The following is a 10,678-nucleotide window of genomic DNA, read 5'->3' as shown; positions in this document are numbered from 1 at the left end:
GTGATGGTTTTCGTCGACTCAACCTTAGCATATAGGCGCACCCAATGGGTGAAACACCAAAGCAGCGCAGTCCCGTGTGAATCATGGGATTGCGCTGCTTTTTTGAAATTCTATGAATAATCCAGGTTATCTATCCATTAGCGGAAAGGCGTATCCCGACATGGTACTCAGCGACATTGAATTTCTCATCAATTTTCTCGAAGAGCGGCATGTGCCGCGGATCAAGAAGACTCGCCACACTTATCTCACCTATCACGGACTTGAAGAGCATTACACCTACATATTGATCAACGGGATCATCAAGAATTCAATCATTTTGCAAGACGGGCGGGAGTTCAACATCTCTTACATCGCCAAGCCGGATGTGATTTCCCTTTTGCGCGATGAAATTTCCAAATACACCGAGCAGCCTTTTAACGTCCGGATCGAGTCACCGGAAGCCACCTTTTTCCAGATCGACCGGGTGACCTTCTGGAACTATGTGAACGCCACACCAGAGCTGCAAGATTACGTCAAGAATTACTATCGTAAGAAGTTGTCGGAGAACATCTACCGCGTACAGCGCATGGTGATGAACGGCAAAAACGGCGCGCTGTGTGCGTTCTTGTATAACTTGATCGACATGTTTGGCGTCCAGACGCACGACGGCATCTTGATCGACTTTGTCGTCACCAACGAAGACATTGTCGGCTTCACCGGCATCTCCACCCGCAGCAGCGTCAACCGCATGCTCAACGGCTTGCGCCAAGAAGGCGTCTTGGAAATGTGCCAGCATAAGTTTTTGATCAAAAACGTCAGTTATTTGTTGGATAACATTGCAAACTAAACCAGAGCGGAGCAGGACGGGCTTAGGCATGTGTATAAGGCGGCTTGGGCGCGTGCTGGCAGAGCCAGTGCGTGACCGAGACGACTTATACGCGATGCCGTTGTCCTGTGGAGCTCGACGATGCCCAGCGATATACGGTATGGATTACTCGTTCTGGGCACCGGCGTTGCCGGCACGCACCAAGCCGACTTAGACTCCCTCCTAAGTACGGTCTCACTTCGCTCTAGTCATCGTCGAGCTACGTGGTGCAACGCGGGTGCAGCTAGCTACGCTATCGCATTCGGGGCAAAGAACGCCCCAAACATGATAGCTAGGCTACCTGACCCGCTAAGTGCGCACCACTTCGCTCTGGTTTCTCTCACAATCAAACATCAATGCGGTCAGTCGATTATCGGCTGACCGCATTGGATTTTCTACAGCGCGTGAAGGCGCGTACATTCGCGTGAGATGAAAGCTGTGAAATTTAATCCCGCCAATGTGAAAATCTGTCGTGTCACTAAAAGTTACCAAAAAACTTTTTATTTTTTTCGTCGGTGTTATGCTAACGGCATCGCAATTTCGATCGTCTCGGCGACGTCGGGATTGCGAACATTGCGAAGGAAGTGAAGTCAATGCTGGGTGTCATTTTATTGTATGTTGGCATGGTGTTGATCTCCAATGGCCTGGCAACGATCGAAGGCATCAAGGACAAATCAATGGTGGTCATGAACCTCTTCACCGGCGGCTTGAGCTTGATCCTCAACATTGTGGCCTTGTCATGGGGGATCGTCGCTGATAAACCCGCGAGCTGGTTTTACGCCAGTGCTACCGGCCTGTTATTCGCATTTACATATCTTTACGTCGCGTTGAACAAGCTGTTCGACCTCGATCAGCGGCTTTACGGCTGGTACAGCCTGTTCGTCGCGATCAACTCGATTCCAGCTGGGTTGCTGTGTTTCCAAAATTATGGCGGCAACTGGATCTATGGCCTGATCTGGTGGGCATGGGGCATCTTGTGGTTGACCGGCTTCTTGGAAAACAACCTCAAGTGGCACCTGGGCAAGTTCTCAGGCTGGTTAGGGCTCATCGAAGGCATTGTGACCGCGTGGATCCCAGGCTTTTTGATGCTGATCAACCGCTGGCCACAATAAGAAAGAAGGAGAGACATGCAACTTACTGAACGTGAACAAGAGAAGATGATGATCAGCCTTGCCGGGATGATCGCGCAAAAGCGCAAGGATGCCGGCTTGAAGTTGAACCATCCGGAAAGCATCGCCTTGATCACCAGCTACATTCTTGAAGGCGCTCGCGCCGGCAAGTCAGTCGCTGAATTGATGGATGAAGGCGGCCAAGTGTTGACCCGCGAAGACGTGATGACAGGCATCCCCGAAATGATTCCGATGATCCAAGTCGAAGCCACGTTCGTCGATGGCACGAAGCTGGTCACGATCCACGATCCGATCCGTTAGTAAGATTATTGAACGAGACTCAGATTGGCATCAAGCATTGGTGCCGCGTGACCGCAACGCCCAGATGAGTGACAGCCACAGTGACATTAGACTTAGCCATGCTTGGTGCAACGTGACCAAGGAGGAAAAGTATGATTCCAGGAGAATATCACCTGGCAAAAACGCCAGTACCGTACAACGTCGGGTATCCCGCGATTACCTTGAAGGTAAAAAATGTCGGCGACCGTCCTGTACAAGTCGGTTCCCATTTTCATTTTTATGAAGCCAATGAATCAGGTCTGCAGTTCGACCGTGAGAAGGCTTGGGGCAAGCGCCTCGACATTCCCGCCGGCACCGCGATCCGTTTCGAACCAGGCGAAGAACGCAACGTCGATTTGATCGACTTTGGCGGCAAGCGCCGCGTTTACGGATTCAACAACAAGGTGAACGGTTTTCTTGATGGTGAGGAAAAGGAGGCACGCCCATGAGTTTTGACATGGAGCACAAACAATATGCGCAGATGTTTGGCCCGACTGTCGGCGATAGTGTCCGCTTAGGCGACACGCAATTGTTTGCCGCAATCGAAAAAGATTACACCGTCCACGGCCAAGAAAGTAAGTTTGGCGGCGGCAAGGTGTTGCGTGACGGCATGGGGGTCAACGCCACCGAGTTGCGCTCGAATCCTTTGGTCGCCGACACGATCATCAGTGGTGCGACCATCATCGATTACACCGGCATCATCAAGGCCGACATCGGGATCCGCGATGGCAAAATCATCGCGATCGGCAAAGGCGGCAACCCCGACATCATGGATGACATCGATTTTGTCGTTGGCGCCAGCACCGAAGCCATTTCTGGTGAAGGCTTGATCGTCACCGCCGGCGGCATCGACGTGCACGTGCATTACCTTTCCCCGGGTTTGACGCATGCGGCGCTCGATAACGGCATCACGACCATGTTTGGCGGCGGCACGGGCCCGGCTGACGGGTCAAATTCTGCGACGACCACGCCTGGTAAATGGCATATCCACCGCATGCTTGAAGCGATGGATCAAGAACCGGTCAACTTTGGCTTGATGGCCAAAGGGGCCGGCGCAACGCCTGACACGATCGGCGAACAGATCGAAGCCGGCGCCGCGGCCATCAAGACCCACGAAGACTGGGGTGCCACGGCTGCAGGGATCGACAATTCGATCAAGGCCGCTGATAAATACGACGTTCAGTTTGCGGTTCACACGGATTCGCTGAACGAAGGCGGCTTCGTCGATAACACCTTGAACGCTTTTGCCGGTCGCACCGTCCACACGTTCCATACTGAAGGTGCCGGCGGCGGGCATGCGCCTGACATCATGGTCGTTGCCGGGCAAAAGAACATTTTGCCGTCATCGACCAACCCGACGAACCCTTACACGACCAACGTGATCGACGAATTGTTCGACATGACGATGGTCTGCCACAACCTCGACCCGCAAGTGCCAGAAGACGTCGCCTTCGCGGAATCGCGGGTGCGCAAGCAGACCATCGCGGCCGAAGACGTGCTGCACGACCTGGGTGCGCTGAGTGTCATGACGTCTGACGCCATGGCGATGGGTCGGATCGGTGAAGTGGCGATGCGCTGCTGGCAACTGGCCGACAAAATGAAGCAACAACGCGGCCCGCTCGATGGTGATAGCGAATATAACGATAACAATCGCATCAAGCGCTATGTCGCCAAATACACGATCAACCCGGCCATCATGAACGGCATGAACGACTACATCGGCTCCGTCGAAGTTGGCAAGTACGCAGATCTCGTCGTCTGGGAACCGGCCAAGTTCGGCACGAAGCCAAAGCTGGTGCTCAAAGCCGGGATGATCGCTTACGGGGTCATGGGGGATGCGTCTTCCAGCCTGCCGACACCAGAACCACGCTTCATGCGCGATCTGTATGCCGCCAAAGGCAAAGCGGTCGGCTCGACCTCGATCGCATTTGTTTCCCAATATGCTTACGATCACGGCATCAAAGAAGAACTCGGGCTCGACAAGATCGTTTTGCCGGTACATAACACCCGCAATCTGACGAAGCGTGACATGAAGCTGAACAACTACACGCCAAGCACGATCAAAATCGACCCGCATTCCTTCGAGGTGACGATCGACGACAAATTGATTACCTGCGAACCAGTTGAAACGATTTCGTTGGCGCAACGGTATTATTTGTTCTAACCCAGAGCGAAGCAAAGCGGTTTTAGCGCGTAGCATAACGCGTGCTATCAGCGGAGCAAACTTGTTTGCGTAGCTGATAGGACCGTTATGCCTAGCGCGTTGCTTTGCGGAGCTCGACGAAGAACTCAGAGCGAAGCGAGGCGATTTTAGCTGGGAGTCTAAGACGGCTTGGGCTCGTGCAGCGAAGCTGTGCGTGACCGAGACGGCTTAGACAGCCCAGCGTTGCCTCGCGCAGCTCGACGAAAAACGCCGTGCACTTAGCGCAAACGACAAGTATTTTCAGATAACGACGCAAAGAAGCCAAGCCAACGCTTGGCTTTTGCGTGATTAAGTTGGAGGCAAGTTATGATCCTAACAGAGACCTATCGTAATGTGGATGATATTCCTGACATTGCGAAGTATCACATCGAAACTGCCACGGTAAAAAGTGATGACTTGCTGAAGTCGATTCTGCGAGTGACTACCGATCATGGCAACGACTACGGCATCCGGTTGAAAGATGAGTCCGAGCAGCTCGAAAATGGCACCAGCTTTATTCTGGCACCGGGCCGGCTGTTGGTGCTCAGCGTGATCCCAGACGAGATGATCGTGGTGACGCCTAAAGACATCGACGAAATGGGCAGAGTCGCGCACCTGTTGGGCAATCTCCACAAGCCGGTGCAGGTCAAAAACGGCACCTTATCGTTGCTGCTCGACAAAGTGGTTGCGCAAACTCTCGATCACCAAGGGGTATCTTATCAAGTGAAGCAGATCCAGCTTGATCAGCCGCTGGTGTATGCGGACTTGAAACATGGCAAGTGAACGCGAGCGGATGCAAGCCTATCTCGAAGTGATGCAGATCTGCGATTCGACGTTCCCCATCGGGACGTTCAACCATTCATTCGGGATGGAAAATTACCTGCACATGCGCGCAATCAAAAAAGCGCCTGAGTTCAAAGTCTGGTTCGAGAATTATTACCGCGGGCAGTTTCGCTACGGTGAAGGGCTGTTGGTGATCTTGTGCTATCAAGCACTAGCCAAACAGGACTTCGCCCAATTATGGGCGTATGACCGGACGATCAGAGAGTCTACCGTCGCTACAGAAGTGCGTGACGGGACGCAACGGATCGCCCACCAGATGCTGGTTTTGCTTGAACAGCTTTATGGCACCAGCGTTCCCGGCTTGATCGAATACCGCGAAGCAATCGCCGCCGGTGAAGCGACTGGCAATCCCGCCATCGCCTTTTGCCTGTTTGCGCACCACAAGGGTTTAGACGTCATGGAAGCCTTCATGATGTATGGCTATAGCGTCGGCTCGACCTTGCTTCAAAACGCCGTGCGTGCCGTGCCGCTGGGTCAGCACGCGGGGCAGACGATCCTCAACGATCTGTTGAAGCTTTTGGACAGCTTGTACGATCAGGTCTGCCAGCTCGACGCCGACTATCTCGGCGCCAGCGTGCCAGGGCTAGAGTTGGCCCAAATCAACCACGAAACGCAAGGGGCAAGATTATTCATGTCTTGACCCGTTCATCAAGAAAAAATGAATGCAATTAATCGTTCACCAATGCACCGCGTTAATCCTGCATTGTGCGACTTTCTCAACGAAAGGGGTTCAATCAATTATGAAACGTGCAGTTAGAATCGGTGTCGGTGGTCCTGTTGGCTCAGGTAAGACGATGTTTATCGAGCGTTTTACGCGCAAGATGCAAGATCGTTACAACATGGCCGTCATCACCAACGATATTTATACCAAAGAAGACGCAGAGTTCATGATCAAGAACTCAGTGTTAGATGAAGACCGGATCATCGGGGTGGAAACTGGTGGTTGCCCGCACACCGCCATCCGTGAAGACGCGTCGATGAACCTGGCGGCGATCGACGAGCTGGAAGAACGCTTTGACCACGATTTGGATCTGCTTTTTGTAGAAAGCGGCGGTGACAACCTCGCCGCGACCTTCAGCCCTGAACTGGTCGATTTTTCCATCTACATCATCGATGTGGCCGAAGGCGAGAAGATCCCGCGCAAGGCAGGCCAAGGCATGATCAAATCTGATCTGTTCTTGATCAACAAGATCGACCTAGCTCCTTATGTCGGCGCTGATCTCGACCGGATGAAGTCAGATTCCGAGATGTTCCGTGATTCCGGCACCTTCTTGTTCACCAACTTGAAAGAAGACCAAGGCTTGGATGACGCAATCGAATGGATCCAAAAGAACTGCCTGCTTGAGGACCTTGTGGAATGAGCGGGCGATTTGACGGCGAGGTCGACCTGCGCTTTGTGCAGCGCGGAGAACGTACTGTCGCCAACCGGCGCTACCATCGCGGCAACTCGCGGCTGTCATCGGATATCCCGACTATCGACGGCATTCCGTATTACTTTTTGATCTCGACAGGCGGTGGGTTCACTGAAGGCGAACACTACCAGCAAAACGTCGTGCTTGATGCCAACACCCATGCGATCTTGACGACCCAGGCGCCGAATTATATCTACAAGTGCGATCATCAGCGCTTAACGACGCTGGAGAGTACTTACAGTGTCGGCGACTCGGCGTTGTTGGAGTGCTATCTCGACGAGACGATCCCTTATGCCAACGCGTATTACGAGCAGGATACGCGCATTGAGTTGGGCGCGCATGCACGCCTGATCTTGACCGATGGCCTCACCGGCGGCTGGTCGCCTGACGACAATCCGTTCATGTATCGCCGAATCGGTTTGAAAACGACGATCAAACAAGACGGCCACTTGGTATTCAACGACCGGATGCTGTGCGACCCGCAGATCGACAGCATGGCGACCATGGGCTTTTTTGAAGGGTATTCTAACTACAACTCGGTCGTCTTCATCGACGAGCAGATCACCGCAGACACCGTCAAACAGTTACGCGACGTGCTCGATGAAGCAACGACCACCACGCGCTATGGTGTGTCGCTTTTGGCCACCAACGGCATGGTCTTGCGGATGCTCGGTCCCGATGCCCATGAAAACCACGCGCTGTTGTGGCAAGCCATCAATTATTATCGCGAGCAGGTCGCGGGCCTGGCCCCGATCACGCTGCGCAAACATTCTGTCTTAGCCTAATCAATCTCAAAGGAGTTTTCCGATGCATATCCCAGACAACTATCTCAGCCCAGCCACGTGCGCGACCCTCGTTGCCGCGATGGTGCCTGTATGGACGGTGTCTTTGAAAAAAGTCCGCGTCCAGATCGAAAAAAAGAAGGCGACCGTGCCGTTGATCGGAGTCGGGGCGGCATTCGCCTTTTTGATCATGATGTTTAACGTGCCGGTGCCTGGCGGGACGACTGCCCATGCCGTCGGGGCGGTGTTGCTGGCGATATTGCTGGGGCCGTGGGCGGCGACGCTGTCGATATCGATAGCGCTACTGCTACAGGCGTTCATCTTCGGTGACGGTGGTATCTTGGCTTATGGCGCCAACGTGTTCAACATGGGCTTCATCATGCCGTTTGTCGGCTATTCGGTCTTCATGCTGGGCAAGAAATTCCACCATCCCCAAATCGGCGCCTTCTTCGGGGGCTGGGCTGGCATCACGATGGCAAGCCTTGGTGCCGGCATCGAGCTGGGCATCCAGCCGCTGATCGCCCACACCGCCAGCGGCGCGCCGCTGTATTCACCGTACCCGCTGAGCGTCAGCGTGCCGGCGATGGTTGGCACGCACGCGCTGGTGATCGGCTGGATTGAGGCGGTCGTCACGGTGCTGGTTTACCGTTTCGTCGCCAGCCACGCGCCGGAAGAACTCTACGACGTGCCGGCAGAGCCGACCCGTATTGGTAAAATGTGGCTGCCATTACTCGGCGTGTTGGCGTTCTTGTCACCGCTGGGGCTCTTGGCTTCTGGTACAGCCTGGGGTGAGTGGAACAACGCCGGCGTGGTCGCGCAGATGAAAGCCCAGCATCTCGGCAGCAAACTGCCAAGCGGGATGGCACACGGCGTCAACTTCCACGCTTTGTTGGCCGATTATGGCTTGAACGGGATTCCGGCACCGGTGGGTTATATCCTTTCTGCGGTGACGGCGCTGATCGTCATCGCGCTGGTCGTTAAGATTTTGGAGGCGCGTCGTGCCTAAATATCCAGATTGGTTGGCGACAACCACCACGCCCCAACCGCCGCGGCGTGCCAGCCGCTTTTTGACCCGCAATCTGGCCAATCTGGCACACCTGCTGGCACATTTTAACCATTCTCACCATATCGCCGAAACCCACGGCAGTGCCTGGGTGGAACTGCTTAGCCTGTTAGTCACAGTCATGTTGACCGTCACCTGTCGCAACGCCGTGTTGTTGTGGGTGTTGGTGCTGGTGCAGCTGGTCGTGTTGTTGCGGCTGCCGGGTGAAATGCTTGGGGGCTTGTTGCTGGCGACGTTGCGCGGGTGCATCTTTTCTGCCATCGTCGTGCTGCCCAGCCTCTTGTTTACCACTTGGCTGGCGGCGGGCTGGTGGCTGGCTAAGCTGGCCTTGGTCATGCTTGAAGTCCAACTTTTCCGCCACCGGGTTTCTTGGCGGGCGCTGTTGCTGGCGCTGCGCCAGCTTCACGTGCCTAGCTTGTTCATCTTGACGCTGGACATCACGGTCAAGTACAGCCACGTCTTGGGCAACAGCCTGCAAAGCTCACTGGAAGCCGTGTGGTTGCGCAGTTGTGGCCAACTCGACCATCCCTTACAATTAGCGACGAACCTGATCGGCCGGCTGTATCTGCAAAGCCGCCACAACGCCACGGAGCTATACCAGGCCATGTGGCTACGCGGCTACACCGCCACGCCGGAAGTCGGAACCTTGAGTCTCCGGCGCCAAGACTGGCCGGTGCTGGCAGCAGATTTGGTATTAGTAGGATTAGCCGTAGTTTTGTGATCAGAGTGAAATTAGGCGGTACAAGAGACCTAGAAGCCAATTGTCAATCAACGCGAACAAGGGGAAATCATGTTTACTTTCGATCAGATCACTTATCGCTACGCGGATACCGTCGGCCTCGATGACATCAACTTCACCATCAAACCCGGTGAAGCCGTGGCGTTGATGGGTCCCAACGGCTCCGGCAAGTCGACGATGTTCAAGCTGTTGTGCGGGCTGTTGCAGCCGACCGGCGGTACCTATACTTATGATGGCGCCAAGCCCGACTTCGAGCAGTTGCGGCAGGTGTTGGGATTCGTTTTCCAAAACAGCGACGTGCAATTGTTCAACGATACCGTCGAAGCGGAGCTGGCGTTCGGGCCCACGCAGCTGGGCTTGCCGCAGGCCGTCGTCAAAGAGCGCGTCGCAGACATCATGGGGTTACTTGGCATCGAACGCCTGGCCGACCGTGTGCCTTACCAGTTGTCAGGCGGGGAGAAAAAGTTGGTCGCGCTGGGTAGCGTGTTAACGATGAATCCACAAACGATCATCTTAGACGAGCCGTTCAACGGGCTGGCGATCAGCTATCAAGACCAGTTGATGGCGCTACTTCAGCAGCTACATGACCACGGCAAGACCTTGATCGTCTCCAGCCATGACTACAACAAGACCAAGCCGCTTATCCAGCGGGTCATCACGCTCAACGAAGACCATCAGATCGCTTTTGATGAAGCCATCACCGAGCTTTCGGCCGAGCAGGTGGCCTTGTTGCAACGACTGTAGGTGGCAGGACTTGTCTACAAGGTGTAGACTGTTCAGCATCAATATTTTTAGGAAGTGGATTGCATGTATCAATTTTGTCCGACCTGCGGCACTAAGCTGGTGCCCAAGGCCGCCGGCGATGACGGAAAAGTTCCGTATTGCCCCAGCTGCGAGCGGTTTTGGTTTCCAACGTTTCCCGATTGTGTGATCGTGTTGGTCGCCAACGCTGACCAAGAGATCGTTTTGGCCAAGATGCCTTACCTCTCGGAGAAATACGAGTCGCTGATCTCAGGGTACATCAAGCCTGGCGAAAATGCGGAACAAGCCGCCAAGCGTGAGGTCCAAGAAGAACTGGGCTTGCGCCTGTCGCGCATCGATTACGCCGGGACTTACTGGCTGCCCAAGCACAAGATGATGATGCATGGCTTCATCACCTTCACTGACCAGCGCGCCTTTGAGCTTTCTCAAGAGCTCGGTACGGCCGAGTGGGTGCCGGTAGCAGATGCCCCAGCGCGGATGTGGCCGGCCAGCCCCGAGAACTCGGCGCTGAATATCATTCAACAATATGTGGATCAACAAAAAGCGGTCTAGCGTAAGCTAGATCGTTTTTTATTGTGGGAAAAAATTAGTTTGTGGTAATAG

13 protein-coding genes are annotated in these 10,678 nt (G+C 54.3%); all 13 read left to right on the top strand.

Annotation, left to right across the window (positions count from 1 at the left end; all coding sequences use genetic code 11):
* The first annotated feature begins 160 nt into the window (after positions 1-160).
* The 13 genes from ACYVRB_RS07605 to ACYVRB_RS07545 all read left to right on the top strand — a co-directional run bounded on the left by ACYVRB_RS07605 (position 161) and on the right by ACYVRB_RS07545 (position 10,627).
* Positions 161-826, top strand: coding sequence for a Crp/Fnr family transcriptional regulator (locus ACYVRB_RS07605; RefSeq protein ID WP_461214554.1), 666 nt, complete (start codon positions 161-163; stop codon positions 824-826).
* Between the two features lie 611 nt (positions 827-1,437).
* A complete protein-coding gene (locus tag ACYVRB_RS07600; protein ID WP_461214553.1) occupies positions 1,438-1,956 on the top strand; it encodes an AmiS/UreI family transporter in 519 nt (172 codons plus the stop codon).
* Positions 1,957-1,971: 15 nt separating this feature from the next.
* Positions 1,972-2,274, top strand: a complete 303-nt coding sequence (locus ACYVRB_RS07595) for an urease subunit gamma (RefSeq protein WP_461214552.1) — start codon at positions 1,972-1,974, stop codon at positions 2,272-2,274.
* A gap of 131 nt (positions 2,275-2,405) precedes the next feature.
* Positions 2,406-2,741 carry an urease subunit beta gene (locus ACYVRB_RS07590; protein ID WP_461214551.1) on the top strand — a complete coding sequence of 112 codons (336 nt, stop codon included), beginning with the start codon at positions 2,406-2,408 and terminating at the stop codon, positions 2,739-2,741.
* On the top strand, positions 2,738-4,456 hold the full coding sequence (gene ureC / locus ACYVRB_RS07585) for an urease subunit alpha (RefSeq protein ID WP_461214550.1): 1,719 nt from the start codon (positions 2,738-2,740) through the stop codon (positions 4,454-4,456). The genes ACYVRB_RS07590 and ureC overlap by 4 nt, the downstream gene beginning before the upstream one ends.
* A 345-nt stretch (positions 4,457-4,801) precedes the next feature.
* Entirely contained in the window at positions 4,802-5,257 is a 456-nt protein-coding gene (locus ACYVRB_RS07580) for an urease accessory protein UreE (RefSeq protein ID WP_461214549.1), read from the top strand.
* Positions 5,247-5,957, top strand: coding sequence for an urease accessory protein UreF (locus ACYVRB_RS07575; protein WP_461214548.1), 711 nt, complete (start codon positions 5,247-5,249; stop codon positions 5,955-5,957). The genes ACYVRB_RS07580 and ACYVRB_RS07575 overlap by 11 nt, the downstream gene beginning before the upstream one ends.
* Before the next feature lie 97 nt (positions 5,958-6,054).
* Entirely contained in the window at positions 6,055-6,678 is a 624-nt protein-coding gene (gene ureG, locus ACYVRB_RS07570; RefSeq protein ID WP_461214556.1) for an urease accessory protein UreG, read from the top strand.
* Positions 6,675-7,514: an urease accessory protein UreD gene (locus ACYVRB_RS07565; protein WP_461214547.1), complete on the top strand. Its 840-nt coding sequence runs from the start codon at positions 6,675-6,677 to the stop codon at positions 7,512-7,514. Before ureG ends, ACYVRB_RS07565 begins: the two co-directional genes overlap by 4 nt.
* Positions 7,515-7,536: 22 nt before the next feature.
* Entirely contained in the window at positions 7,537-8,517 is a 981-nt protein-coding gene (gene cbiM, locus ACYVRB_RS07560) for a cobalt transporter CbiM (protein WP_461214546.1), read from the top strand.
* On the top strand, positions 8,510-9,295 hold the full coding sequence (locus ACYVRB_RS07555; protein ID WP_461214544.1) for a CbiQ family ECF transporter T component: 786 nt from the start codon (positions 8,510-8,512) through the stop codon (positions 9,293-9,295). Before cbiM ends, ACYVRB_RS07555 begins: the two co-directional genes overlap by 8 nt.
* Before the next feature lie 69 nt (positions 9,296-9,364).
* On the top strand, positions 9,365-10,057 hold the full coding sequence (locus ACYVRB_RS07550) for an energy-coupling factor ABC transporter ATP-binding protein (protein WP_461214543.1): 693 nt from the start codon (positions 9,365-9,367) through the stop codon (positions 10,055-10,057).
* Between the two features lie 63 nt (positions 10,058-10,120).
* Entirely contained in the window at positions 10,121-10,627 is a 507-nt protein-coding gene (locus ACYVRB_RS07545) for an NUDIX domain-containing protein (protein WP_461214542.1), read from the top strand.
* Positions 10,628-10,678: the final 51 nt, after the last annotated feature.

Source organism: Lacticaseibacillus boliensis (assembly GCF_054784775.1).
The sequence above is the reverse complement of the archived record's forward strand: the minus strand, read 5'-3'. Positions and strand labels throughout refer to the sequence as shown.

Excerpts from the sequence above, each read along its gene's own strand:
- ACYVRB_RS07605 (WP_461214554.1), top strand. The coding sequence starts at position 161 with ATGGTACTCAGCGACATTGAATTTCTCATCAATTTTCTCGAAGAGCGG.
- ACYVRB_RS07600 (WP_461214553.1), top strand. The coding sequence starts at position 1,438 with ATGCTGGGTGTCATTTTATTGTATGTTGGCATGGTGTTGATCTCCAAT.
- ACYVRB_RS07595 (WP_461214552.1), top strand. The coding sequence starts at position 1,972 with ATGCAACTTACTGAACGTGAACAAGAGAAGATGATGATCAGCCTTGCC.
- ACYVRB_RS07590 (WP_461214551.1), top strand. The coding sequence starts at position 2,406 with ATGATTCCAGGAGAATATCACCTGGCAAAAACGCCAGTACCGTACAAC.
- ureC (WP_461214550.1), top strand. The coding sequence starts at position 2,738 with ATGAGTTTTGACATGGAGCACAAACAATATGCGCAGATGTTTGGCCCG.
- ACYVRB_RS07580 (WP_461214549.1), top strand. The coding sequence starts at position 4,802 with ATGATCCTAACAGAGACCTATCGTAATGTGGATGATATTCCTGACATT.
- ACYVRB_RS07575 (WP_461214548.1), top strand. The coding sequence starts at position 5,247 with ATGGCAAGTGAACGCGAGCGGATGCAAGCCTATCTCGAAGTGATGCAG.
- ACYVRB_RS07565 (WP_461214547.1), top strand. The coding sequence starts at position 6,675 with ATGAGCGGGCGATTTGACGGCGAGGTCGACCTGCGCTTTGTGCAGCGC.
- cbiM (WP_461214546.1), top strand. The coding sequence starts at position 7,537 with ATGCATATCCCAGACAACTATCTCAGCCCAGCCACGTGCGCGACCCTC.
- ACYVRB_RS07550 (WP_461214543.1), top strand. The coding sequence starts at position 9,365 with ATGTTTACTTTCGATCAGATCACTTATCGCTACGCGGATACCGTCGGC.
- ACYVRB_RS07545 (WP_461214542.1), top strand. The coding sequence starts at position 10,121 with ATGTATCAATTTTGTCCGACCTGCGGCACTAAGCTGGTGCCCAAGGCC.